24 protein-coding genes, 1 tRNA gene and 1 pseudogene are annotated in these 25,287 nt (G+C 68.8%); 11 read left to right on the forward strand and 15 right to left on the reverse strand.

Translation table 11 applies throughout. The features are described 5' to 3' along the window. Position 1: 1 nt before the first annotated feature. A complete protein-coding gene (locus FHR72_RS17125; protein ID WP_183470157.1) occupies positions 2 to 637 on the reverse strand; it encodes a TetR/AcrR family transcriptional regulator in 636 nt (211 codons plus the stop codon). A gap of 95 nt (positions 638 to 732) precedes the next feature. On the opposite strand from FHR72_RS17125, the gene FHR72_RS17130 reads away from it, so the two are divergent. After that, positions 733 to 1,005 carry a WhiB family transcriptional regulator gene (locus FHR72_RS17130; RefSeq protein ID WP_183470159.1) on the forward strand — a complete coding sequence of 91 codons (273 nt, stop codon included), beginning with the start codon at positions 733 to 735 and terminating at the stop codon, positions 1,003 to 1,005. Positions 1,006 to 1,011: 6 nt separating this feature from the next. Here FHR72_RS17130 and FHR72_RS17135 read toward each other — a convergent pair whose 3' ends face one another. After that, complete coding sequence (locus FHR72_RS17135) at positions 1,012 to 1,893, reverse strand: alpha/beta fold hydrolase (protein WP_183470161.1); 882 nt, start codon at positions 1,891 to 1,893, stop codon at positions 1,012 to 1,014. Positions 1,894 to 2,089: 196 nt separating this feature from the next. Here FHR72_RS17135 and FHR72_RS17140 point away from each other — a divergent pair, with 196 nt between their 5' ends. Continuing rightward, entirely contained in the window at positions 2,090 to 2,341 is a 252-nt protein-coding gene (locus tag FHR72_RS17140) for a hypothetical protein (RefSeq protein ID WP_183470163.1), read from the forward strand. A gap of 342 nt (positions 2,342 to 2,683) precedes the next feature. Then, on the forward strand, positions 2,684 to 3,295 hold the full coding sequence (locus FHR72_RS17145) for a hypothetical protein (protein WP_183470165.1): 612 nt from the start codon (positions 2,684 to 2,686) through the stop codon (positions 3,293 to 3,295). Between the two features lie 53 nt (positions 3,296 to 3,348). Here the strand turns inward: FHR72_RS17145 and FHR72_RS17150 are convergent. Continuing rightward, positions 3,349 to 3,431, reverse strand: a tRNA-Leu gene (locus FHR72_RS17150). A gap of 157 nt (positions 3,432 to 3,588) precedes the next feature. On the opposite strand from FHR72_RS17150, the gene FHR72_RS17155 reads away from it, so the two are divergent. The 3 genes and pseudogenes from FHR72_RS17155 to FHR72_RS17165 form a co-directional block, all read left to right on the forward strand. Further along, a complete protein-coding gene (locus tag FHR72_RS17155; protein ID WP_183470168.1) occupies positions 3,589 to 3,990 on the forward strand; it encodes a hypothetical protein in 402 nt (133 codons plus the stop codon). Then, positions 3,987 to 4,331, forward strand: coding sequence for a DUF3817 domain-containing protein (locus FHR72_RS17160; RefSeq protein ID WP_183470170.1), 345 nt, complete (start codon positions 3,987 to 3,989; stop codon positions 4,329 to 4,331). The genes FHR72_RS17155 and FHR72_RS17160 overlap by 4 nt, the downstream gene beginning before the upstream one ends. A gap of 55 nt (positions 4,332 to 4,386) precedes the next feature. Further along, positions 4,387 to 5,493 (forward strand): annotated as a pseudogene (locus FHR72_RS17165) (acyltransferase family protein); the annotation flags it as partial. 26 nt (positions 5,494 to 5,519) lie between these two features. Here the strand turns inward: FHR72_RS17165 and rdgB are convergent. From rdgB to clpS, 11 genes are read right to left on the reverse strand one after another with little or no spacing between them, the layout of a single operon-like run. Next, positions 5,520 to 6,128, reverse strand: coding sequence for an RdgB/HAM1 family non-canonical purine NTP pyrophosphatase (rdgB, locus tag FHR72_RS17170; protein ID WP_183470264.1), 609 nt, complete (start codon positions 6,126 to 6,128; stop codon positions 5,520 to 5,522). Continuing rightward, on the reverse strand, positions 6,125 to 6,907 hold the full coding sequence (gene rph / locus FHR72_RS17175) for a ribonuclease PH (RefSeq protein WP_183470172.1): 783 nt from the start codon (positions 6,905 to 6,907) through the stop codon (positions 6,125 to 6,127). Before rph ends, rdgB begins: the two co-directional genes overlap by 4 nt. A gap of 49 nt (positions 6,908 to 6,956) precedes the next feature. Continuing rightward, positions 6,957 to 7,730, reverse strand: coding sequence for a cyclic nucleotide-degrading phosphodiesterase (locus FHR72_RS17180; RefSeq protein ID WP_183470174.1), 774 nt, complete (start codon positions 7,728 to 7,730; stop codon positions 6,957 to 6,959). Positions 7,731 to 7,788: 58 nt separating this feature from the next. Then, positions 7,789 to 8,625: a glutamate racemase gene (gene murI, locus FHR72_RS17185; RefSeq protein ID WP_183470176.1), complete on the reverse strand. Its 837-nt coding sequence runs from the start codon at positions 8,623 to 8,625 to the stop codon at positions 7,789 to 7,791. Next, positions 8,622 to 9,299, reverse strand: a complete 678-nt coding sequence (locus FHR72_RS17190) for a rhomboid family protein (RefSeq protein ID WP_183470178.1) — start codon at positions 9,297 to 9,299, stop codon at positions 8,622 to 8,624. The genes murI and FHR72_RS17190 overlap by 4 nt, the downstream gene beginning before the upstream one ends. Beyond that, a complete protein-coding gene (locus tag FHR72_RS17195) occupies positions 9,296 to 10,270 on the reverse strand; it encodes a cysteine synthase (protein ID WP_183470180.1) in 975 nt (324 codons plus the stop codon). Before FHR72_RS17195 ends, FHR72_RS17190 begins: the two co-directional genes overlap by 4 nt. Before the next feature lie 9 nt (positions 10,271 to 10,279). Further along, positions 10,280 to 10,561, reverse strand: a complete 282-nt coding sequence (locus tag FHR72_RS17200) for a MoaD/ThiS family protein (protein ID WP_183470182.1) — start codon at positions 10,559 to 10,561, stop codon at positions 10,280 to 10,282. Between the two features lie 11 nt (positions 10,562 to 10,572). Next, entirely contained in the window at positions 10,573 to 10,995 is a 423-nt protein-coding gene (locus FHR72_RS17205) for a M67 family metallopeptidase (protein ID WP_183470184.1), read from the reverse strand. Positions 10,996 to 11,038: 43 nt separating this feature from the next. After that, positions 11,039 to 12,064 (reverse strand): P1 family peptidase, encoded by a 1,026-nt coding sequence (locus tag FHR72_RS17210; RefSeq protein ID WP_183470186.1) that lies wholly within the window; start codon positions 12,062 to 12,064, stop codon positions 11,039 to 11,041. A gap of 60 nt (positions 12,065 to 12,124) precedes the next feature. Beyond that, a complete protein-coding gene (gene aosR, locus FHR72_RS17215; protein WP_183470188.1) occupies positions 12,125 to 12,709 on the reverse strand; it encodes an oxidative stress transcriptional regulator AosR in 585 nt (194 codons plus the stop codon). 7 nt (positions 12,710 to 12,716) lie between these two features. Continuing rightward, positions 12,717 to 13,019 carry an ATP-dependent Clp protease adapter ClpS gene (gene clpS / locus FHR72_RS17220; protein WP_183470190.1) on the reverse strand — a complete coding sequence of 101 codons (303 nt, stop codon included), beginning with the start codon at positions 13,017 to 13,019 and terminating at the stop codon, positions 12,717 to 12,719. Between the two features lie 53 nt (positions 13,020 to 13,072). Between clpS and FHR72_RS17225 the strand changes: the two genes are divergently transcribed. From FHR72_RS17225 to FHR72_RS17235, 3 genes are all read left to right on the forward strand, one after another. Further along, complete coding sequence (locus tag FHR72_RS17225) at positions 13,073 to 14,437, forward strand: nicotinate phosphoribosyltransferase (protein ID WP_311736175.1); 1,365 nt, start codon at positions 13,073 to 13,075, stop codon at positions 14,435 to 14,437. 6 nt (positions 14,438 to 14,443) lie between these two features. Continuing rightward, positions 14,444 to 16,450, forward strand: coding sequence for an ATP-dependent DNA helicase (locus tag FHR72_RS17230; RefSeq protein ID WP_183470192.1), 2,007 nt, complete (start codon positions 14,444 to 14,446; stop codon positions 16,448 to 16,450). A 106-nt stretch (positions 16,451 to 16,556) separates the two neighbouring features. Next, positions 16,557 to 18,014: a neutral zinc metallopeptidase gene (locus FHR72_RS17235; protein WP_183470194.1), complete on the forward strand. Its 1,458-nt coding sequence runs from the start codon at positions 16,557 to 16,559 to the stop codon at positions 18,012 to 18,014. A 6-nt stretch (positions 18,015 to 18,020) separates the two neighbouring features. Here the strand turns inward: FHR72_RS17235 and glgP are convergent, their stop codons facing one another. Further along, on the reverse strand, positions 18,021 to 20,651 hold the full coding sequence (gene glgP, locus FHR72_RS17240) for an alpha-glucan family phosphorylase (protein ID WP_183470196.1): 2,631 nt from the start codon (positions 20,649 to 20,651) through the stop codon (positions 18,021 to 18,023). A gap of 210 nt (positions 20,652 to 20,861) precedes the next feature. Here glgP and FHR72_RS17245 point away from each other — a divergent pair, with 210 nt between their 5' ends. After that, entirely contained in the window at positions 20,862 to 22,952 is a 2,091-nt protein-coding gene (locus FHR72_RS17245; RefSeq protein WP_183470197.1) for an alpha-1,4-glucan--maltose-1-phosphate maltosyltransferase, read from the forward strand. 3 nt (positions 22,953 to 22,955) lie between these two features. Next, entirely contained in the window at positions 22,956 to 25,196 is a 2,241-nt protein-coding gene (gene glgB, locus FHR72_RS17250) for a 1,4-alpha-glucan branching protein GlgB (RefSeq protein ID WP_183470199.1), read from the forward strand. Positions 25,197 to 25,287 lie beyond the last annotated feature (91 nt).

Below are 25,287 nucleotides of genomic sequence, written 5' to 3' on the forward strand. Positions count from 1 at the left end.
GTCACTCGCCGATCGGCCGGCGGAAGAGTCCCTCGCGCAGCAACGTGTCGACGGAGTTCTGCCATCGCTCGAGCTGCCCCGGCGAGATGAACGGTTCCGACAGATGCCGGTCGAGGTGCGGCCGCAGGCTGATCGCGCCCAGAGCGAGCACCAGGCCGTTGATGGCGGCCCACATCACGTCGATGTCGGCACGCACCTCGCCCCGCTCGATACGTTGCTGCCACCGTGCGATACCGACTTCGAGCAGATTGTCGAAGAGTCGCTTGCCGATGGGGCTGCCGTCGGCGAGCGCACGCCCCACATACGCGGCGACGTCGGGTTGCTCGGACAGGATCCGGGTGACCCGTCGGCCGATCTCGGCGACGGAGTCGACGGGCGGTTCGGGGATGGGCTGGGCCATCGTGGTGACGAGCAGCTGCATGACGTAGTCGTCGACGGCCTCGATCAGTCCGGCCTTGGTGGCGAAGTGGTGTTGCACCAGCCCCAGCGAAACTCCGGCGGCGGCGGCGACCCCGCGCATCGTCGTGGCGGCCGCGCCGTGTTCACCGAAGCTTCGCAACGCCGCCACGCGGATCCGCTCGATGGTGCGCGGTTCTTCCGCGCTGGACCGGCCTTGCTCAGACACCACACTGGCCACGTTAGACAACGTCCCTCCCAGACGCGCTCGACAATACGCTTGTATTGTCCGCTACAATACAAGCGTATCGTTGCTGGCGGAAGGGAAGGGGTGCCATGTATCCGCTATCTGTCGACGACGAAGCGTGGACCGCGCCCTGCACGCGCGACCCCGATCGCTGGATCACCACGGCCGACGACGGCGCCAAAGCGCTGTGCCGGGCATGCCCTCGCCGGTGGCAGTGCGCGCGGGAAGCGTGCGTGACACCGGGCGCCGTCGGACTGTGGGCCGGCATCGTGCTCCCCGAAGGGGGCCGAAACCGTCAGTTCGCGCTCAAGCAGCTCCGATCGCTGGCCGAACGCAATGGTCTGTCGGTCAGGAAGCGATGAGCCCGGTCAGACGGTCGGTGTGTCCACGCCCGAGGTTTTCGCGGGATTGGTGGTCGTCGAAATGAAGTCGTCCAAGAGGTCGACGACGTCGTTGGGCGTCTCGACGTGCGGGAAGTGCCCGACGCCGGGAAGCACCTCGAGCCGGCACCCGGGTCGGGCGTCGGCGAGCGCGTAGCCGTGCTCGACGGGGATGATGTGGTCGTGATCGCCCCAGATGACCAGGAGCGGCAGCTCGGTGGTCAGGTGCAGCCGGTTCAGCGCGCTGACCGCCTGTCCGCGGTAGTCGACGACGGAACGCAGGGTACGGAGGAAGGCGCTCCGGGTCTGCCCGTCGGACAGCGACGCGTAAGCGCTCCACATCTCCGCGCCCCGCGGGGACTGGATGTTGGCCGAGGACAGCCAGCCGCGCAGCCTGTTGCCGATCCGCACCACCGGCGGCGGCGCGATCACCGGCATCAGCAGTTCGGCCCCGGGAGCTGACAACAGGCGCAGCGTCCAGCCGACATCCTGACCGAGTCCGCCGCTGCTGATGAGCACCAGCCGCTGGCAGTAGTCCGGATGCTGGTAGACGAATTGCATCGCCACCCCACCGCCCAGCGATTGACCCACCACCGTCACGTGCGAGACACCCAGTTCGTCGAGAAGATCCCGCAACCACACCGCGAAAGCGCCGAGCGAATAGTCGCCGCGCGGCTTCGCCGATTGCCCGTGTCCGAGAAGGTCGGGAGCGATCACGCGATACCGCTTCGACAGCTGTGGAAGGACGGCCCGCCAAGTGTCGGAGCTACCCGCCATCCCGTGGAGGAGCAGCAGGGTCTCGTCACCCGAGCCGACGTCGCGGTACGCGACACGGTCACCGTGCAAATCCAGGAACTTCAGGTCGGCCATGAAGTGAAGGGTCCCCCGTCTGTGGTGGATTTAGTCGCCATCGTTGCGAAGGTCTCCCACCGGGTCCGGCGGCGAGCACGCCACCTCACGTTCCGTGACGGAGTTCACTGCCCACCCGGCGAGGTGAACGAGGTTTCACAGATCTACCTCGGGGTAAATACCTGGCTGACCGTCGCTTTGCCCAGAAGGAGAACCCATGGCCGAGATGGCCGAAGGCACCCCCAGCTCCGACGATCCGTTCAACGAGACCGTCGCCACCACCGGGCTCTTTCTGATCATCACTGCGATCATCTCCCTGGCTTTCGCACTGGCGAGCTGGGGGCTGTCGGAAGTGCTGATCGCCGCGTTCGCGGGCGCCATTGCCCTGGTGAGCTTCGCCGCCAGCATCCTCTGCTTCAAGACCGAAGCCACTGAGACCGCGCCGGCGACCGCGGAAGCACCGGTGTAGACGCATCTCACACTGCATCGTCGCCGACAGTTGTTGCGTACGCAACGGCATTGCTGATGCCGCTGTCGGCTACGCTTTATCCCGGACAATGGGTGCGGACTGCAGGGCTACTCCGTAGCCCAACTTGCGCCCGATCGGATAAACATTCGATATCGCTGCCCGTCTCGACATAGCTCGATATTGTTAGCTGTGCGTAGTATTACGGCGTCGTCAATACTGCCGCGGTTGAACATGGAGCCGGTGCGGTGTGGCGCGTCCGGTGTGTGGACCCCGTCCTCGCGAACCGTGCGCCAACGCCGCCCGATCTGCACTCATCCGAGCCCCAGACCGGAAGAGAGTCGCATGGACCTTGCCGGCGCCTATCTCGTGAACACGTCCGACCCCGACGAAGCGGCGGCGATCCTCGCGACCGAGTACGGACCGATGCGGATCACCCGCGCATCACCTGAAACCGCATGGATCCGCATCTGGCGCACCCGGGTGGGCCCCATGACGCTCGACGATGCCGACATCACGTCACACATCCGCGTCGATCTCGATGCGCCCCGGGGGATCGTCCTGTGCCGAATTCGAGCGGGGAGCATCGCGTTCGGCGAGGGCGAGCACCAGAAGTCGTTCGTCCGCGGCGATCTGGTGGCGATCCTCAGCGACGGTGTCCCCTTGACCGGCACCATGAGCCACGCACGGTGCGACCTCGTGTCCTTCGACCCGTCGATGCTGGAAGCCATGGCGACGCAGGACGCCGAGAGCCGGTGTGGCCAACGGGCCAGACGGTTCGCAGTACCCGTCAGCCCGTCCGCGGGCCAACTCGTCGGCGACGTCATCGACCACATCCGTACGTTCGTCGCCAACAATCCGCTCGTCGCGGGGGATGCGCTCGTCGCGACGAGCGCTGCCCGCTACCTCGCAGCGACGACGCTCGCCGCGTTCCCCGGTTCGGCGTTGAGGTTTTGAGGCCGGTCACCGCGACATGCGCCGCGGGACAGCACCATCGGGTCCCCGCTCTGTGCGGGCGGGGGGATTCGAACCCCCACGCTCTTTCGAACACGGACACCTAAAGACCGCGCGTCTGCCATTTCGCCACGCCCGCAACGGGTGCGATCGTATCAATCCCGGCTCCCCGGAGACCCCCGATGGATTGGCGGTGACGGTCGGTGCATCGTCCGCGTCGGGTGGGCCGGACGTTCACGCCGAGTGTGCCGGGCCATGGACGCAACACCTGCCGGTCGGCGCGGTACCGTTGACGGATGTCCACTACGCGGCGTAGGAGGCCGGCGCTCATCCTTTTGGTGATCGCGGCTGCCGCGGGCTGCCTGGCGCTGGCCTGGTGGCAGTGGACCCGCTACGAGTCGACATCCGGAGACTTCCAGAATCTCGGCTATGCGATGCAGTGGCCCCTGTTCGCCGGGTTCTGCTTCTATGCGTACTTCAAGTACGTCCGCTACGAAGACGCCCCGCCGGAGCCCCACCCGCAGGACGCCGTCACCGAGATCCCCGCCGGGTTGCTCCCCGAAAGGCCAAGCGCAGCAGGGTCTTCGGAGGCTCTTTCCGCGGATGCCGATCTCACACTGCGCGAGTACAACGCCTACCTGGCCGAATTGGCCCGAGCTGACACCGACGACCACAGAGCGACAGGAACCGGTACGTGACCGCACCCCAATCCCCGGCCCCCATCACCCCCGTCGAATCATTGCGCAAGGCCCTGACCGGCTACCGGGTTCTGGCCTGGGCGACAGGGCTCTGGCTCATCGCCCTCTGCTACGAGATGGTGATGAAGTACGCCTTCAACGATGACTCACTGGGGTGGATCGCAGTCGTGCACGGCTGGGTGTACTTCGTCTACCTGCTGTTCACGGCGAACCTCGCCGTCAAGGTGCGCTGGCCCATCGCCAAGACCGTCGGAGTACTGCTGGCCGGCACGATCCCCCTGGTCGGCATCATCGTGGAGCACTTCCAGACGCAGAACATCAAGGCCCAGTTCAACATCTGAGAGCCGGGCCTGCGCCCGGGCTCTGGCCGGCATCTCGTCGATACACTCGAAGCCGATGTCAGCCAGCCTCGGCGTGCGCTGCGGCGCCGCCCCGGCGAGCCCAGAGCGCACCACGCCGCCCCGAGATCCCGCCTTCACCGGATTGCGAGCCGTCGCCGCACTCCTGGTCGTCGGCACCCATGCCGCATTCGCGACCGGGTACCTGTCCCACGGTTACCTCGGTGCGATGTACGCCCGTCTCGAGATCGGTGTCGCGATCTTCTTCGCGCTGTCGGGCTTCCTCCTGTTCCGTCCGTGGGTGCGGGCGGCGGCCGCGGGTGACCGCCCGCCGTCGTTGCGGCGCTACGGACGCCACCGGTTCCGACGCATCGTTCCCGCCTACGTGGTGACCGTGATCGCGGCGTTCGAGACCTACACCGTGTTCGCGCCGGGTCCGAACCCGGGGCAGTCCTGGGCGGGACTGTTCCGCCATCTCACGTTCACGCACATCTACTCCCAGGACTACCTGGCCACGATGTTGCATCCCGGGCTGTCGCAGATGTGGAGCCTTGCGGTCGAAGTGTCGTTCTACCTCGTCCTGCCTGCGCTCGCAGCACTGCTCCTGCAGGTGCTGTGCCGTGGCCGTTGGCTACCTGGGCGACTGCTGCTCGGCATCGCCCTGCTCGCCGCGATCTCCCCGCTCTGGATCCTCGGCGTCGGAGTCGGCGACGTCCTGCCGAACTCTGCCGGCATGTGGTTGCCCGCCCACCTCATCTGGTTCGCGGGCGGGATGGCGCTGGCGGTCCTGGAGACCGTCGGCGCACGCTGCGCCGCGCGCATCGCGTTACCGGTCGCGCTGGCGCTGTACCTCACCGTCTCGACGTCGGCGGGCGGCACCCTCGCGGGGGCCGATCCGGCATGGACGCCGGTGGCGAAGTCCGTGCTGTATGCCGCGATCGCGACGCTGGCCCTCGCTCCGATTGCGCTCGGCGGCCGCGATCGCTACGCGCGATTGCTGGCCAGCCGGCCGATGGTGTGGCTCGGTGAGATCTCGTACGAAATCTTCCTGGTCCACGTGGTGGTCATGGCGCTGACGATGCACCTGGTGCTCGGTTGGCCCTTGTTCACCGGTTCCATGCCGGGCCTGATCGCGGCGACGCTGCTCGTCACCATCCCGGTGGCCTGGGTGCTGCACCGCGTGACGAGGCCTCAGACCAGAGCGCGCAACGACGGCAGCAGCGCCGCCAGCGCCCTGCCGCGATGCGAGGACGCGTCCTTCTCCTCGGGACTGAGCTCGGCCGCCGTCCGATCCGATCCGGTCGGCAGGAACACCGGGTCGTAGCCGAAGCCGCCGTCGCCCCGGGGTTCGTGCACGATGCTGCCGGCCCACTCGCCGCGGACCACGTCACTCTGCGACTCCGACGGCCCGTAGACGAGGGCGCACGCCGAGACGAACGCCGCACCACGCCGTTCCTCGGGGATGTCGCGCAGCTGACCGAGCAGCAGTGCCGTGTTGGCGGGGTCGTCACCGTGACGGCCCGACCAGCGTGCGCTCAGCACCCCAGGCATCCCGTTGAGCGCGTCGACCTCCAGGCCGGAGTCATCGGCCACCGCCGGCAATCCTGTCGCGGCGAACGCATCCCGGGCCTTGGCCAGCGCGTTCTCCTCGAACGTGGCACCGGTCTCGGGTGCCTCGTCGAACGGGGGCACGTCGTCGAGCGACCGCAGGGTCAGACCCGTCAGGCCGGCGGCGTCGAGGACGCGCCGCAACTCGGCGAGCTTCTTGAGGTTGCGGGTGGCAACGAGCAGGTCGGTCAGCTTCCGAACGCTTTCTTCGCGGGCTCGCCGGATTCGGGCAGCTTGCCGGGGTAGGGCAGTTCGAGGGCGGTGCGCTGGATCTCGAAGAGCTGATCGCAGGCCGCCATCGCCGCGTCGAGCATCTTGTCGAGCGTGGACCGCGGAAAGGTGGCGCCTTCGCCGGTGCCCTGGATCTCGACGAGCGTGCCCGTGTCCGTGGCGACGACGTTCATGTCGACCTCGGCGCGCGAGTCCTCGGTATACGGCAGGTCGACCCGGATACGGCCGTCCACGACGCCGACGCTCACCGCGGCGATCGCGCAGGACAGCGGCCGGGGATCCGACAGCTTGCCCGCCGCCGCGAGGTAGGTGACCGCGTCCGAGAGGGCGACGTAGGCGCCGGTGATCGCGGCCGTGCGGGTTCCGCCGTCGGCCTGCAGGACATCGCAGTCGATCGCGATGGTGTTCTCCCCCAGCGCGCCGAGGTCGATGCAGGCACGCAGCGAGCGGCCCACGAGGCGACTGATCTCCTGAGTGCGACCGCCGACCCGGCCCTTGACAGATTCGCGGTCCGACCGGTCGTGGGTGGCCGCCGGCAGCATCGCATACTCGGCGGTGAGCCAGCCCTGACCCGATCCCTTGCGCCAGCGCGGGACGCCCTCGGTGACGGAGGCCGTGCACATCACGCGCGTCTGACCGAACTCCACCAGGACCGAGCCCGCCGGATGAGTGGTGAAACCACGGGTGAGGGTGACCGGGCGCAATTCGTCGTCGAGCCGGCCGTCTTCTCGTCTGGACACGCGCCAACCCTATCGGGTCACGCCGACGCCCCGGCGGCAAGATCGCGGCTCAGGACCGGGAGACCTCGAACGTCTCGTTGCAGACCACCGCATGCACGGGTCCGTCGAACTCGGCCTTGGCCTCGCTGATGACGTCCTCGCGCGACGTCCACGGCGGGATGTGGGTCAGCAGCAGTTCGCCGACCCCGGCGCGCGCGGCGGCGCGACCGGCCTCGGTACCCGACAGGTGCAGGCGCGGCGGCCGAGACGGCGAGTGGGTCCAGGAGGCTTCGCACAGGAAGACGTCGGCGTCGCGCGCCAGGTCGATGAGCGCGTCGCAGTACCCGGTGTCGCCGCTGTAGACGAGGGTGGCGCCCGACGGGTCGGTGATGCGCATGCCGTAGGACTCGGTGGGATGGCACACCAGGCGGGGCCGCACCGTCAGAGCACCGATCTCGACGGGCTGGTTGTCGACCCAGTGCCGGATGTCGAAGATGTCGGTGAAGTCGTCGATCTCGCCGCCCTCGGGGGACGAGGCGGCCCCCAGACGGGCCCAGGTGTTCGCCGGGCCGTAGACGACGCCACGCTCCGGAGCCGGGGTCGGGTGGTAACGCCGCCACACGAATAGCCCGGGCAAATCCAGGCAGTGATCGGCGTGCAGGTGCGACAGCAGCACGTGCACCGCGTTGGGATCGGCATGCCGCTGCAGGGCGCCGAGGACGCCGCCGCCGAAGTCGAGAACCAGGGGCGGGGTGTCGGGCGCGGTCACCAGATATCCGGACGCGGGCGAATCAGGACCGACCACACTGCCGGAGCAACCGAGTACGGTGATTCGCACGCTCACTAGCTTGCCATGCCCGGGATCGGCGTGAAGAAAACATCGCCGCATTCGGCGAGGAACGTCATGATCGGCTCTCGGCGTGACGCTGAACAGGCCTGACGCCGTCGAGCGTGGGTCCGAGAAATCGCGCCGCGAGAGCGGTGAACGCCTCGGGATCACCCGTTGCCTCGAACTGCCGGCGCGCCGGTGCAGACGAGCCCTCGCCGTGCGGTTTCAGCAACTCACGTTCGCTGAGCACCCGCAGCAGATCCTTGGCCGTCTCCTCGGCACTGGACACCAACGTCACGTGGTCCCCCATCGCGAGCTGGATCAGGCCCGACAGCATCGGATAGTGCGTGCAGCCGAGCACCAGGGTGTCGACCTCGGCGCGCTGCAGCGGTTCCAGATACCCCTCGGCGAGTCCGAGGACCTGACGCCCGCTGGTGACGCCGCGCTCGACGAAGTCCACGAAGCGAGGGCACGCGACGCCGAACACCTCGATGTCGCGGGCCGCCGCGAAGGTGTCCTGATAGGCGCCGGAGGCGATCGTCGCCGCGGTCCCGATCACGCCGATCCGGCCGTTGCGGGTGGCCGCGACGGCCCGCCGCACCGCGGGCAGGATCACCTCGACGACCGGGATGGGCGCGTACCGCTCCCGGGCGTCGCGCAGACAGGCCGACGACGCCGAGTTGCACGCGATGACGAGTGCCTTGACGCCGCGCCCGGCGAGGTCGTCACCGATGGCGAGCGCGTGTGCGCGGATCTCGGGGATCGTCAGCGGACCGTAGGGACCGTTGCCGGTGTCGCCGACATAAAGGATGTCCTCGTCGGGGAGCTGGTCGATCACCGCGCGCGCGACCGTCAGCCCGCCCACGCCCGAGTCGAAGATGCCGATCGGGCGCGAGGCGTCGGTCGTCATGTGTTCAGCGACGGCGGTCGGACCGGCCGCCGGAGCGCCCGCGTCTTGCGTTCCGGGCCGGACAACAGGTACGCGGCGAGGACGCCGGCGACCGCGCCGCACAGGTGCCCCTGCCAGGACACGCCGAAGGTCCCGGGCAGCACGCCGAGCAGGATGCTGCCGTAGATGAACAGCACCACCACGCCGATGACGATCTCCCACACCTTGCGGGTGAAGAACCCGAAGACGATCAGGAACGTCAGCCAGCCGAAGATCAGCCCGGACGCGCCGATGTGGTTGGTCTCGACGGCCACGCCGTTGTAGCTGGGCGCGCCGAGGTTGCCGATCAGCCACGTGCCCAGGCCGCCGGCGATCCAGATGATCGCCGTCGCGAACAGGAAGCGGGACAGCCCGGCCAGCGTCATCAGGAAACCCAGCACCAGCGCCGGGCCGGTGTTCGCGATCAGGTGTTCCCAGTTCGAGTGCAGCAGCGGGGCGAACAGGATTCCGCTCAGCCCGTCGCTCTCCAGCGGCCGGATCCCGTTGCTGTCGAGGCGATGTCCGGTGACCGAGTCGTAGGCCTCGATGACGTAGAGCAGGGCGACGAACGACAGGATGGTGAGCCCGCCCACCAACCACGCGGGACGCTTCTTCGGCTGCGCGGGAAGCGCGGAGAACCCACCGGTGTTCGTCATGCCCAAAGTTGCCCTTCCAGCGCGTCCTCCGCGTCGTCCAGGCTACCGGCGTACGCGCCGGTCGACAGATACTTCCAGCCCGCGTCACACACGGTGAACGCGATGTCGGCGCGCTCGCCGGCCTTCATGGCTTTGGCGCCCATCCCCAGCGCCGCGTGCAGGATCGCCCCCGTCGAGATGCCGGCGAAGATGCCCTCCACCTGCACCAGCTCACGGGTGCGTTTCACCGCGTCATAGGAGCCCACCGCGAACCGGGTGGTCAGAACGTCGGGGTCGTACAGCTCCGGGATGAAGCCCTCGTCGATGTTGCGCAGCGCGTACACGCCCTCGCCGTAGCGCGGTTCTGCCGCGACGATCTGCACGCCCGGGACGTGCTCGCGTAGATACCGCCCGGTGCCCATCAGCGTCCCGGTCGTACCCAGGCCCGCGACGAAGTGGGTGATCTCGGGCAGGTCGGCGACCAGCTCCGGCCCGGTGCCGTCATAGTGGGCGGCGGCGTTGGACGGGTTGCCGTATTGGTAGAGCATCACCCACGACGGGTTATGGGCCGCAAGCTCTTTGGCGTGCGCGACCGCGGTGTTCGAGCCGCCCTCGGCCGCCGAGTAGATGATCCGGGCGCCGTAGAGCTCCAGGATCTGCCTGCGCTCGATCGAGGTGTTCTCGGGCATCACGCAGATCATCTGGTAGCCCTTGAGCAACGCGGCCATCGCCAACGAGATCCCGGTGTTGCCACTGGTGGGCTCCAGAATGGTCGCACCGGGCTGCAGTCGTCCCTCGCGTTCGGCGTCCTCGATCATCCGCAGCGCGGGCCGGTCCTTGATGGAGCCGGTCGGGTTGCGGTCCTCCAGCTTCGCCCAGAGCCGGACGTGCGGCGAACCGTCCTCCCCGTCGTCCCATCGGGGCGAGAGCCGGGGCAACCCGACGAGCGGGGTGCCGCCGAGCGCGCTGAGCAGTGAGTCGAAACGGGCCACGGGAGGCGCTCAGCCGCCCGCGACGGCCGGCAGGATGGTCACGGTGTCGCCGTCGGAGATCGCCGTGTCCAGTCCGCCGGAGAAACGGACGTCCTCGTCGTTGACGTAGATGTTGACGAACCGGTGCAGCTTGCCCTGGTTCGCGGGGTCGACGAGCCGGTCCGAGATACCCGAGTAGTTCGCCTCGAGATCGGCGATGACGGCCTGCAGCGTGTCACCGGAGGCCGAGACACGCTTCTCGCCGCCGGTGTGGGTGCGCAGGATGGTCGGGATCGACACCGAAACGGTCATGGGGGAACTCCTTACGGTTCTTGGTACTGCTCGACGATGGTGACGGGCTCTTCGGTGACGACACCGTCCACGATGCGGTAGCTGCGCAGCTCGTGCTCATCGGGGTCGCGGGTGGACACCAGGACGTAGTGGGCGTCCGGCTCGGAGGCATAGGAGATGTCGGTGCGGCTCGGGTAGGCCTCGGTCGCCGTGTGCGAGTGATAGATGACGATCGGCGCCTCGTCGGCGTCCTCCATACCTCGCCAAACCCTGAGCTGCTCACCGGAGTCGAAGCGGTAGAACGTCGGCGACCGTTCGGCGTTCACCATCGCGATGAACCGCTCGGGACGGTCGGACCCCTCCGGGCCCGCGATGATGCCGCAGGCCTCGTCGGGATGGTCGGCGCGGGCATGACTCACCATCGCGTCGACCAGGTCGGCACGGATCGTCAGCACTGCGTTCCTCTCCTCGTCGGGTGCGTCTCGGCACGGGTCCGTCTCACGAGAACGCTCCGGGCAACAGTTCACGGTATGTCGGTATTCCGGCCACGGAGTCGGCGGCCAGCACTCCGACCAGAACGGCACGGGCCAGGACGTCGGCCGCGGCCGCCCCGACCGCGGTCACCAGGGGCAGCTCGGGCGTCATCGACGCAGGCGTGGTCGGGTCCGGGTTCACCTCGACCGCACCGGTGGCCAGCGCGAAGACGGTGTCGCCGTCCAGTGGGGTGTGGCAGGGGTTGATCGTGCGCGCGAGCCCGTCCTGGGCGGCGACGGCGACCCGGCGGCACGCCGCCTTGCTCAGCGCGGCATCGGTGGCGACCACCGCGATGGTGGTGTTCAGCGGGCTGAGCTCGGCGTGCCGGGCCGCGTAGGCGGCGCGCTGCTCGGCAGGGGGTGCGGTCAATCCGAACTCCGCCGCGTGCGCTGCGAGCCAGGGCAGGCCGGTGCCGGGATCGACGACGTCGCCCGCCGAGTTCACGACGACGAGGGCTCCGACGGTCACGCCGGAGTCGAGCGTGACCGACGCGGTACCGACCCCGCCCTTCAGGACGCCGGCGCGAGCGCCCACCCCGGCGCCGACGGTGCCGACGCCCACCTCGGTGCCCGCCGTCGCCGCGGCGCTGTAGCCGAACCGGGCGTCGGGGCGGCAGGACCACCCGCCGACCGGTAGGTCGAAGATGACCGCCGACGGGACGATGGGCACCACCCCGCCGTCCATCGCGACACCGCGGCCCTGCTCTTCGAGCCAGGTCATGACGCCGTCGGCCGCGGCGAGCCCGTACGCACTGCCTCCGGTGAGCACGACGGCATCGACGTGACGCACCGAGTTGCTCGGATCGAGGAGGTCGGTCTCGCGGGTGCCCGGCGCCCCACCGCGGCCGTCGACCGCGCCGACGGTTCCCGGCGGCGTCAGGATCACGGTGGTGCCGGTCGCCCACCCCGAACCCAGGGTGGCGTCGGCATCGTTCCGGTGGTGGTGGCCCACCCTGATCCCGCCGACATCGGTGAGGGAACCGGTCCTCACCGCTGCCCTCTGCTCTTCGCGCAAGCGCTCATCGCTGCCCTCTGCTCTTCGCGCAAGCGCTCATCGCTGCCGCCGCATGATGCAGATCACCAGGTACTCCTGCAGCACCGTCAGCCACTGGTACACATCGAGGTGCCCGGCCATCGGGTGATCACCGGGCAGACGCTCGGGACCCTCGGCGCCGATGTCGAGCATCGTGCCCAGTGCCAGCCGGACGTCGTTGACCGCCGACGCCCAGGCGTGCGCGTCCTCTTCGGAGAGTTCGAACTTGCCGCCCCCGGACGGGATCGTGTCGAGGAGCCGTTGCGCCGCTTCACGTTTCGCGTCGAGGATGGCCGGTTCATGCAGGCTGCGCAGCGCGCTGTTGAGACTTTCGGCGGTGCCCGACCCGGCCGGGTGCTCGGTGGCCGGACGGTAGAAGTCCGGCAGCAGCCGCTTCATCGTATCGTCCTGCGGGGGTGTGGAATTGCCCGTGCGCATGCCGGTGATCTCGGCGAGTTCGTCGACGGGAGCCGAGGATTCGCGGTCGTCGAGCATCCCCAGCAGGGACGACACCAGACTGCTCAGCAGTTCGGCCTCGTGGGCGGCCAGGGCCGACCGAAAACGCGGGCCGCCTACGCCCTCGACCCGCTTCCATTTACGCACAGTGCTGTCAGCGGTCCTGTTGCAGTGTCGCCCACAGCCCGGCGGCGTGGAGCTTGGAGACGTCGACTTCCATGGATTCCCGGCTGCCCGCGGACACGACGGCCTTTCCCTCGTTGTGCACCTGGAGCATCAGCTTCGTGGCATGCGGTTCGCTGTACCCGAACAGCTTCTGCAGAACGTAGGTCACGTAGGTCATCAGGTTCACCGGATCGTCCCAGACGATGGTGACCCACGGGGTGTCCGCGGCGGCGTCCTCGCCGACATCACGGTCTTCGCGAGTCCCCGGTCGGGCCTTCGCCGGCGTCACCATGGGCCCCAGAATACCGGGGCCGGACCCATGCTCCGAACCGATACGGTTGGGCTGTGAACCCCCCGCCCCCGCGGTCTCCTGCGCAGCACTCACCGCTGCCGCCGACGGCATTGCTGACCGACAAGTACGAGCTGACGATGCTGGCCGCGGCGTTGCGCGACGGTACTGCGCACCGGAGCTGTTCGTTCGAGATCTTCGCCCGCCGCCTGCCCGACGGGCGTCGTTACGGCATCACCGCGGGCACGGGACGATTCGTGGAAGCCTTGCAGGCGTTCAGGTTCGGCGACGGTGAACTGGCTGCGCTGGCGACGTTCCTCGACCCCGCCACGCTGGACTATCTGGCCGCGTACCGGTTCACCGGCGACGTGGACGGCTACGGCGAGGGCGAGCTCCACTTTCCGGGGTCGCCCGTCCTGTCGGTGCACGGCACGTTCGGGGAATGCGTCGTGCTCGAAACGCTGGCGCTGTCGATCTTCAACCACGACACCGCGGTGGCATCCGCGGCGGCGCGGATGGCGAGTGTGGCCGCCGGGCGCCCGCTGATCGAAATGGGTTCGCGGCGCACCCAGGAGCAGGCCGCGGTGGCCGCGGCGCGCGCGGCGTACCTGGCCGGTTTCGCCGGGTCGTCGAACCTCGAAGCCGAGCGCCGCCACGGGGTGCCCGCGTTGGGCACCAGCGCGCACGCCTTCACGCTCCTGCACACCACGGGGGACGGAACGACGCCGTCGGACTGGGAGAAGGCCGCCTTCCACGCCCAGGTGGAGGCGCTCGGGGTGGACACCACCCTGCTCGTGGACACCTACGACATCACCGCCGGGGTCGCGAACGCGGTGGAGGTGGCGGGCCCGAAACTGGGCGCGGTGCGGATCGACTCCGGGGATCTCGGGGTGCTGGCGCGCCAGGTCCGCGAGCAGCTGGACAGCCTGGGTGCGACGGGCACCAAGATCGTCGTCTCCGGTGACCTCGACGAATTCGCCATCGCCGCGCTGCGCGCCGAGCCCGTCGACCTCTACGGCGTGGGCACCTCGGTGGTCACCGGCTCGGGGGCCCCGACAGCAGGCATGGTCTACAAGCTGGTCGAGGTCGACGGGATTCCGGTCGAGAAGCGCAGCAGCCACAAGGAATCGCATGGCGGCCGCAAGGAGGCGGTACGCATGGCAAGAGCGTCCGGCACGGTGGTCGAAGAGGTGGTCCATCCCTCGGGCCGACCGCCCGACACCCCCGCCGACCTCCAGGTGCGACCGTTGACGATCCCGCTGGTGCGCGGTGGCGACATCGTCGCCGATATGAGCCTCGACACCGCGCGCCGCCGGGTGGCCGACGGCCTGCTGAGCCTGCCGTGGGACGGGCTCGCGCTGTCCAAAGGCGATCCCGCCATTCCCACCCGGATGATCGCGCCTCCGCGCGGCCAGGGCTAGGCACCGATGGAGGTCACTGAGCTGTTGGCCACCGCGGTGGCCGCGCTGGGCGGCGCCGAGCGCACCGGCCAGATCGAGATGGCCCAGGCGGTGGCGCGCGCATTCACCACCGGGGAGCATCTCGCGGTCCAGGCGGGCACCGGAACCGGCAAGTCCCTGGCCTACCTCGTCCCGGCCATCGCGCACAGCCTCAACGACAACCGGCCCGTCGTCGTGTCCACGGCGACCATCGCGCTGCAGCGCCAGCTCGTGGACCGCGACCTCCCCCGCCTCGCCGACTCGCTGACGGGCGCCCTCCCCCGCAGGCCGGTCTTCGCGTTGCTCAAGGGTCGCTCGAATTACCTGTGTCTGAACAAGATTCACAACGGCGCGGCGGGCGGCGAGCCCGACGACGTCCCGCAGGAGGAGTTGTTCTCGCCGGTCGCCGCCAGCGCGCTGGGGCGCGACGTCAAGCGGCTGACCGAGTGGTCGGACACCACCGCCACCGGTGACCGCGACGAGCTGAAACCCGGTGTCGCCGATCGGTCGTGGTCACAGGTCAGCGTGTCGGCGCGGGAGTGCATCGGGGTGTCGCGCTGCCCGTTCGGCACCGACTGCTTCTCCGAGCGGGCCCGGGAGCGCGCGGGCCAGGCCGACGTGGTGGTCACCAACCACGCCCTGCTGGCCATCGACGCGATCGGCGACGCCAACATCCTGCCCGAACACGAACTGCTGGTGGTCGACGAAGCCCACGAACTGGTCGACCGGGTCACCAGCGTGGCCACCGCCGAGCTCTCGGCCACCTCCCTGGGCGTGGCCCAGCGCCGCGCCGCCCGGGTCGTGACTCCGGAACTGGCACAACGACTTGAGGCGGCCGCCGCCACGCTGACCTCGGCGATCTTCGACGCCCCTGCCGGGCGCATCGACGTCCTGGACGACGAACTCGCGAGCTACCTCACCGTGGTGCGCGACGCCGCGCACGCCGCCCGTACCGCGGTCGACACCGCGCGCACCGACCCCAAGACCACGTCGGCGCGCGCCGAGGCCGCCACCGCGCTGGTCGATGTCGCGGACACGGCGTCGCGCATCCTCGATTCGTTCGTGCCCGCGATCCCCGATCGCACCGACGTCGTATGGCTCGAACACATCGAGGACACCAGGTCCGGCAGACGCACGCTTCTGCGGGTGGCGCCCCTGTCGGTGGCAGGGTTGTTGCGCTGCAGGCTCTTCGGGCAGTCCACGGCGGTGCTGACCTCGGCGACGCTGACCATCGGTGGCAGCTTCGACTCGATGGCCTCGGCATGGGGCCTGTCCGGAAAGGCCAGGCAGGACGGGACCGGAGACGACGGGGCCCGGGAGCCGGGGTGGCGGGGGCTCGACGTCGGATCGCCGTTCGACCACGGCACGTCGGGAATCCTCTACGTGGCGGCGCACCTGCCCGCACCCGGCCGGGACGGCACCGGCTCGGCAGAGCAGCTCGCCGAGATCGCGTCGCTGATCGAGGCGGCCGGCGGCCGCACCCTGGGCCTGTTCTCGTCGATGCGCGCAGCCAAGGCCACCGCCGAGGTGATGCGCGGACGCCTGGACACACCGGTGCTGTGCCAGGGGGAGGACAACACCACGGCCCTGGTGCAGCGCTTCGCCGAGGACGAGGCGACCTCACTGTTCGGCACGCTGTCGCTGTGGCAGGGCGTCGACGTCCCCGGTCCGTCGTTGTCGCTGGTGCTCATCGACCGCATCCCGTTCCCGCGTCCCGACGATCCGCTGCTGACGGCTCGCCAGCGCGCGGTCGCGGCGCGCGGCGGCAACGGCTTCATGGCGGTGGCGGCCAGCCACGCGGCTCTGCTGTTGGCCCAGGGCGCGGGCCGGCTGTTGCGCCGCGTCGACGACCGCGGGGTGGTCGCCGTACTCGACTCCCGGATGGCCACGGCGCGCTACAGCAACTTCCTGCGGGCATCCCTGCCGCCGTTCTGGGCGACGACGGACAGCGGTGCTGTGTGCGCGGCGCTGCGACGCCTCCACGGGACGGAATGAACGGACTGCCCCGATAAGGGCGGTCAGCGGCAGGAATTCACTATTCTGACCTGAAGTTCGGCCGACGGCCACCAGGCCGCTGCGCCATTGACGAAAGGCAGCGTGCATGGGCCCGTCGACACATTCGAGGCGGCTACTGGGCGCCACGATCGCCGCGTGCACGGTGCTGATCGGCACCGCATGCTCAACCACGTTGCAGGGCAACGCCGTATCGGTGTTCGACGACCCGTTCCGCGTGGCGGGTATGCCGGCGACCGACGGGCCCACCGGCGTGCGACCGAACGCCGAGGGCCCCGACCGCGACGTCGAGGGCACCGACGGCGGCGAGATCGACGAGTTGGCCGCAAGCGCGATCAGCGACATCGAGGACTACTGGTCGACGGCCTACGAAGAGACCTTCGACGAGCCGTTCAAGCCGGTGGCCGAGCTGATCTCCTGGGACGCCAACGGCTTCGACGGCGAATTCTGTGGGGAGGACACCTACGGACTGGTCAACGCGGGCTACTGCTACGCCGACCGGACCATCGGCTGGGATCGCGGTGAACTGCTGCCCGGATTGCAGCGCGCCCACGGCGACATGGGGGTGGTGATGGTCCTCGCCCACGAGTACGGCCACGCGGTGGCCCGCCTCTCGGGTCTGTCCGGCAAGGAGACCCCCACCCTCGTCGCCGAGCAGCAGGCCGACTGCTTTGCCGGGACCTACATGCGGTGGGTCGCCGAGGACTCGTCGCCGCGCTTCACGCTGAGCACCGGCGAGGGCCTCAACACCGTGCTGGCCGGCGTCATCTCGTTCCGCGATCCACTGCTCAACGAGGATGACCCCGACGTCGGATTCGACGAGCACGGTTCGGCGTTCGAGCGGCTTTCCGCCTTCCAGTTCGGCTTCACCGACGGCCCGTCGGCGTGCGCGGCCATCGACCTGAAGGAGATCGGCCAGCGGCGTGGCGAGCTTCCGGTGCTGCTGCCCGGAGACCAGACCGGTGAGCTTCCGGTCACCGAGGACTCCACCCGCTCGATCGTCGATGCCATGGGAATCCTGTTCTCCCCCAACGATCCACCCGCGCTGAGCTTCGAGGCCGACGAGGCGCAGGCGTGCGCCGACGCCCGGCCCAGCCCACCGGCGTCCTTCTGTCCCGCGACCAACACGATCGTCGTCGATCTGCCCGGCCTCGAAGAGATGGGCGCCCAGGCCGACCCCGAGGACGGCGCCAGCCTCGCGACCGGAGACAACTCCGCCTACTCCGTGCTCGTCTCGCGCTACATGCTCGCCATCCAGCAGCAGCACGGCGGCGTCGCGCTCGACAACGCCGAGGCCGCCCTGCGCACCGCCTGCCTGACGGGGGTGGCGACGGCGAAGATGACTCAGGCCGTGGAAACCCAGGACGGCGAGACGATCGCGCTGACCGCGGGCGACATCGACGAGGCCGTGTCGGGCATCCTCACCAACGGTCTGGCGGCCAGCGACATCAACGGCGACTCGGTACCGTCGGGTTTCTCCCGCATCGACGCCTTCCGGCTCGGTGTGCTCAGCGACGAGGACCGCTGCTTCAAGCGATTCCCGTAGCCGGCATCACGCCAGGGTCACCAGGCCGAGTTCGTTGTCCGCGGCCAGCAGCCGGTGGTGCGGCAGGACTCGGACGGTGTAGCCGACCGAACCTGCGAAGGGCAGCGGCGTCGTCGCCGTGAAGATCTCGTTGCCGCTGTCCGACGTGCCCGTGTGGGTCATCGGCACGCTCGCGGGATCGACGAGGGCGTCACCCCCGTCGACCCGGCCGAGCACCGCCTGCACGGTCACCTCATCAGGACTCAGGCCACCCAGATCGACCTGCGCCGTCAACGTCAGCTCGGAGCCCAGCAGGGGCACGTCGGGAAGTCCGTAGCTGTCGACCTCGGCGATCTTGATCTGCGGCCACGCCTGCTCGACGCGGCGCCGGTAACCGGCCAGTTCGCGCGCCGCCCCGAACGGCACCGCAAATTCCGCTCCGCCCGAGTGGGCCGGTTCGATCACCTCGCGCAGCGATTGCGCCGCCGGCAGGTAGTACTTCTGGGTGTAGTCGCGAACCATGCGCGAGGCCAACACCTTTGGGCCCAGAGCCTGCAGGGTGTGGCGCACCATCTCGACCCAGCGGGTCGGTACGCCGTGCTCGTCGCGGTCGTAGAACTTCGGCGCCACGGCCCGCTCGAGGAGGTCGTACAGTGCGGACGCCTCCAGGTCGTCGCGCCGGTTCTCGTCGATCAGACCGTCGGCGGTCGGGATCTCCCAGCCGTTCTCGCCGTCGAACCACTCGTCCCACCAGCCGTCGCGGATCGACAGGTTCAGCCCGCCGTTGAGCGCGCTCTTCATCCCCGAGGTGCCGCAGGCCTCGAGCGGACGCAACGGGTTGTTCAGCCAGACGTCGCAGCCGTGGTAGAGCTTTCGGGCCATCGACATGTCGTAGTCGGGCAGGAACGCGATCCGGTGGCGCAGGTCTTCGCGGTCGGCGAACCTGACGACCTGCTGGATGAGAGCCTTGCCGCCGTCGTCGGCGGGGTGCGACTTGCCGGCCACGATCAGCTGCACCGGGTGCTTGTCGTCGAGAAGCATCTTCGCGAGCCGGTCGGGATCGCGCAGCATCAGCGTCAACCGCTTGTAGGTCGGCACGCGGCGGGCGAATCCGATGGTCAGCGCGTCGGGATCGAAAGCGTTGGCGATCCAACCCAATTCGGCGTCCGAGGCACCGCGCTCCAGCCAGGACCTGCGCAGTCGCGCCCGGATGTCGTCGACGAGTGCGGCGCGCAGCTGCGAGCGGATCCACCACAGGTGCCCCGGGTCGACCTCCTGCAGCCGCTGCCACGTCTCCGGCTCGGTCAGCGAACTCAGGTCCTCGCTGCCGATGAGTTCGCGCCCCAGCTGCAGCCACTGCGGCGCCGCCCATGTCGGGGCATGCACGCCGTTGGTGATGGACCCGATCGGAACCTCCACGGGATCGAACCCGGCCCAGAGCTCGTTGAACATCTCGCGGCTGACGCGACCGTGCAGCAGGGATACGCCGTTCGCGCGCTGGGCCAGCCGCAGCCCCATGTGGGCCATGTTGAACTTGGACGGATCGTCCTCGGCGCCGAAGGCGACGATGCGTTCCAGGGGGACGCCGGGCAGCAGCCGCGAGCCGCCCCCTGCCGCGCCGCCCGCCGCCGGACCGAAGTACCGCTCGACCATGTCGACCGGGAACCGGTCGATACCGGCGGCCACCGGGGTGTGCGTGGTGAACACCGTCGATGCCCGCACCACCGCCAGTGCCGTGTCGAAGTCCAGGCCCGCCTCGATGAGCTCGCGGATGCGCTCGGCGCCCAGGAATCCGGCGTGGCCCTCGTTCATGTGGAACACCTCGGGCGCGGGCAGGCCTTCGATCTCGGTGAACGCGCGGATCGCTCGCACGCCGCCGATGCCGGCCAGGATCTCCTGCTTGATCCGGTGCTCCTGATCGCCGCCGTACAGGCGGTCGGTCACCGATCGCAGCTCGTGCTCGTTCTCTGGGATGTCAGAATCGAGCAGCAGCAACGGAATTCGACCGACCTGGGCGATCCACACCTGCGCGTGCAGCTGCGCCCCTTCGGGCAGGGCGAGCCGGATCAGCACCGGGGCGCCCTGGCGATCGGTCAGCAGCCGCAGCGGCAAGCCCTGCGGATCCAACGCCGGATAGCTCTCGCGCTGCCAGCCGTCGGCGGTCAGGGACTGCCGGAAATACCCGGAGCGGTAGTGCAGGCCGACGGCGATCAGGGGCAGGCCGAGATCCGAGGCGGACTTCAGATGGTCACCGGCCAGGATGCCCAAACCGCCGGAGTAGTTCGGCAGGACCTCGGCGACGCCGAACTCCATGGAGAAGTACGCGATGCCCTTCGGCAATTCCGCGGAGTGGTCGTCGGCGAGCTGCTGATACCAGAGCGCACGCGTCAGGTAGTTGTCCAGATCGGCGGCCAGCGCGTCGAGGCGGCGCACGAAGGATTCGTCGCGGGCGAGCTCCTCCAGCCGCTTCGGTGCGACCTGACCGAGCATGGCGACCGGGTCCTGGCCGACGTGCTTCCACACGGTCGGGTCGATGGCCTCGAAGAGGTCCTGCGTGGGTTTGTCCCAGGACCAGCGCAGATTGACGGAGAGCCGCTCGAGCGCGGCCAACTGCTCGGGAAGGTGAGCGCGGACGGTGAATCTGCGGAGTGCTTTCACGCGAGTTCACCTTACTGCCGTCCCCGGCGCCGTGGCGGGGGATGGTCAGGTCCGCGATTCTTCGCCGCCATCGATGACCGGCAGGAGGTTGGACCGGACACTACGGTGGGTATAGGCGCGACAGGGCTAGATCGAGCTGTACACGAGACCAGACAACGACGCGCGCGGCATGTGCCGTGCGGCAGATTCGAGTGGTAGGGAGAGTCGCTGGTGACCGCCGGTCGTATCGAGATCGATGACGTCCAGCCCGTGGTTTCCCACGGGCGTTTTCCCGCCAAGGCCGTCGTCGGCGAAATAATGCCGGTGTCGGCCACGGTGTGGCGTGAGGGACATGACGCCGTGGCGGCCACGCTGGTCGTGCGCTATCACGGCACCGACTATCCGGCGCTGGCCGATGAGCCGCCGGGCCGGGTGCGCGCACCGGAGGCGGTGCCGATCCAGGAGGTCGTCAAAACCCGGGAACGGGGCAGGCCCCTTGCGCTGCCGATGGCGACGGGGCGGACGCCCGACGTGTTCCACGGCCAGTTCAGCCCTGATGCGGTCGGGCTCTGGACGTACCGGGTGGACGGCTGGAGCGATCCGATCGCGACCTGGCGGCACAACGTGATCGCCAAGCTCGACGCCGGTCAGAGTGAGGCCGAGCTGGACAACGACCTTCGGGTCGGTGCGCGTCTGCTGGACCGCGCCGCTACCGGTGTCCCGCGCCAGGACCGCTATCCGCTGGCCGAGGCGGCGGCACGCCTGCGCGAGCCCGGGGACCCGTTCTACCGCGCCGGCGGGGCGCTGGCTCCCGAGATCACCGAATTGCTCGACCAGTTCCCGCTGCGTGAGCTGATCACCCGCGGCAAGCAGTACGGCGTCTGGGTGGACCGGCCCCTCGCCCGGTTCAGCTCGTGGTACGAGTTCTTCCCGCGCTCGACGGGCAGCTGGGACCCCTCCGGCAACCCCGTTCACGGCACCTTCGCCACCGCGACCAAGGCCCTGCCGCGGGTGGCGCGGATGAACTTCGACATCGTCTACCTCCCGCCGATCCATCCGATCGGCAAAGTGCATCGCAAGGGTCGCAACAACAGCGTCACCGCCGCTCCCGGAGACGTCGGCTCGCCCTGGGCCATCGGCAGCGACGAGGGCGGACACGACGCGGTACACCCCGACCTCGGCACGATCGAGGACTTCGACGACTTCGTCAGCGCGGCTCGCGACGAAGGCCTCGAGGTCGCCCTCGACCTGGCGTTGCAGTGCGCCCCGGACCACCCGTGGGCGCGCGACCACCCCGAGTGGTTCACGGTGCTGCCCGACGGCACCATCGCCTACGCGGAGAATCCGCCGAAGAAATACCAGGACATCTATCCGCTGAACTTCGACAACGACCCGACCGGTCTCTACGAAGAGGTCCTCCGGGTCGTCAAGTTCTGGGTGTCGCACGGCGTCAAGGTGTTTCGCGTGGACAACCCCCACACGAAGCCGCCGAACTTCTGGGCGTGGTTGATCGGCGAGGTCAAGAACATCGACCCCGACGTGCTGTTCCTCGCCGAGGCGTTCACCCGCCCGGCGCGCCTGTTCGGCCTCGCGAAACTGGGCTACACGCAGTCCTACACGTACTTCACGTGGCGGACGGCCAAGTGGGAACTGACCGAATTCGGAGAGTCGATCGCCGAGCACGCCGACTACAGCAGGCAGAGCCTGTGGGTGAACACCCCCGACATCCTGCACGAGAGCCTGCAGCACGGCGGCCCGGGGATGTTCGCCATCCGGGCCGCGCTCGCCGCGACCATGAGCCCCACGTGGGGGGTGTACTCGGGCTTCGAGCTCTTCGAGCACCGCGCGGTCCGCGAAGGCAGCGAGGAGTACCTCAACTCCGAGAAATACGAGCTGCGCCCCCGCGACTTCGACGCCGCGCTCGCCGACGGGGAGTCGCTGGAACCGTTCATCACCCGGCTGAACGAGATCCGGCGCATCCACCCTGCGCTGCAGGAGATGCGGACGATCACGTTCCACCACATCGACAACGACGCGCTGCTCGCCTACAGCAAGTTCGACCCTGTTTCCGGTGATCAGGTCCTCGTGGTGGTGACGATCAACCCGTTCGGGGCCGAGGAAGGCATCCTCTGGCTCGACATGGGTGCGCTCGGAATGGATCAGCAGGACAGATTCTGGGTACGCGATGAGATCACCGGCGAGGAATACCAGTGGGGGCAGAGCAACTACGTGCGACTCGATCCCGCCCGCGCGGTGGCACACGTGTTGAACATGCCGCAGATTCCCGCCGACCAACGAGCCCACCTACTGCGTAGGGAGTGACACATGACCAAAGCGTCCAAAGTGAAGAAGAAGGTCGACAGCCCACATCTGCGGCCGCACACCGCCGATCTGAACCGCCTTCTGGCCGGGGAGCACCATGATCCCCACTCCGTTCTCGGCGCCCACGAGTACACCGACCACACGGTGATCCGGACCTACCGCCCGCACGCCGCAGAGGTCAACGCGGTGATCGGCGGCACCCGATACCCGCTGCAGCACATCGAGGCCGGCGTCTTCGCCGTCGCGGTACCGTTCACCGACCTGGTGGACTACCGGCTGGAGATCGCCTACGGCGAGGACGACTCCGCGTTCGTCCACACCACCGCCGATGCTTATCGCTTCCTGCCGACGCTCGGAGAGATCGACCTGCACCTGTTCGCCGAGGGCCGGCATGAGCGGCTCTGGGAAGTGCTGGGCGCGCACCCGCGCAGCTTCACCACCCCCGACGGCGAGGTGACCGGGGTGTCGTTCGCCGTGTGGGCGCCCAACGCCAAGGGCGTCAGCGTCACCGGCGACTTCAATCACTGGGGCAACGAAGCCCAGATGCGTGTGCTGGGGTCCACCGGGGTGTGGGAGCTCTTCCTGCCCAACTTCCCTGAAGGGGGCCTCTACAAGTTCCGGGTGCACGGGGCCGACGGCGCCGTCACCGACCGCGCCGACCCCATGGCCTTCGCCACCGAGATCCCGCCGCAGACCGCGTCGCGCGTCTTCCGCAGCGAATACACCTGGGACGACGACGAGTGGATGAGCGGCCGCACGCTGCGCAACCCGGTCTTCGAGCCGATGAGCACCTACGAGGTCCACCTCGGCTCGTGGCGGCCCGGCCTGAGCTACACCGAACTGGCCGACCAGCTCACCGAATATCTGCTGGAGCACGGCTTCACCCACGTCGAGATGCTGCCGGTCGCCGAGCACCCCTTCGGCGGCTCCTGGGGCTACCAGGTCACGTCCTACTACGCGCCGTCCTCGCGCTTCGGCTCCCCCGACGAGTTCCGCTACCTGGTGGACACGCTGCACAAGGCGGGGATCGGGGTCATCGTCGACTGGGTGCCCGCCCACTTCCCGAAGGACGCGTGGGCGCTGGGACGGTTCGACGGCACCGCGCTCTACGAGCACGGCGATCCTCGCCGTGGTGAGCAATTGGATTGGGGCACCTACGTTTTCGACTTCGGCCGGTCGGAGGTGCGAAACTTCCTGGTGGCCAACGCGCTGTACTGGCTGCAGGAGTACCACGTCGACGGCCTGCGCGTGGATGCCGTCGCCTCGATGCTCTATCTCGACTATTCGCGGCCCGAGGGCGGCTGGTCTCCGAATATCTACGGTGGACGCGAGAACCTGGAGGCGGTGCAGTTCCTGCAGGAGATGAACGCCACGGTCCACAAGATCAACCCGGGCGTCGTCACTATCGCCGAGGAATCCACCTCCTGGCCGGGCGTCACTCGGCCGACAAACCTTGGCGGCCTTGGCTTTTCGATGAAGTGGAACATGGGCTGGATGAACGACACGCTGGAGTTCATCAAGCGTGACCCGATTCACCGCAGCTTCCACCACGGCGAGATCACGTTCTCGATGATCTACGCGTTCAGCGAGAACTTCGTGCTGCCCATCAGCCACGACGAAGTCGTGCACGGCAAGGGCACCCTGTGGGGCCGCATGCCGGGCAACGACCACATGAAGGCCGCCGGCATCCGCAGCCTGCTGGCCTACCAGTGGGCGCACCCGGGCAAGCAGCTGCTGTTCATGGGGCAGGAGTTCGGCCAGCGCGCGGAGTGGTCCGAAGAGCGCGGCGTCGACTGGTACCAGCTCGACGAGCACGGCTTCTCCGACGGCATCCTGCGGATGATGACCGACGCCAACGGCATCTACCGCAGCCGTCGCGCCCTGTGGTCGCGGGACACCCAGCCCGAGGGCTACTCCTGGATCGACGCCAACGACTCTGCGAACAACGTGCTGAGCTTCCTGCGATTCGGCGACGACGGCTCGATGATGGCGTGCGTGTTCAACTTCTCGGGCGCCGAGCACAGCCGCTACCGGCTCGGCCTCCCCCACGCCGGGACGTGGCGCGAGGTGCTCAACACCGACTCGGACACCTACCACGGCTCGGGTATCGGCAATTACGGCGCTGTCGAGGCCACCGACGAGGCCTGGCACGGCAGGCCGGCGTCTGCAGTCATGGTGCTCCCGCCGCTGTCCGCGCTCTGGTTCGAGCCGGTACAGCCCGAAGAGCCGGGGCAGCTCACCTAGCTGTACTGCCCAGGCAGGTTGGTTGAGGAAGTGTGACGACTCGCGGTAGCGGTCGTTGATGGTGAAGGTCTCCCGTCGTGGAGTGGAGCTG

Source organism: Mycolicibacterium iranicum, from assembly GCF_014190915.1.
Taxonomy (GTDB): Bacteria; Actinomycetota; Actinomycetes; order Mycobacteriales; family Mycobacteriaceae; genus Mycobacterium; species Mycobacterium iranicum_B.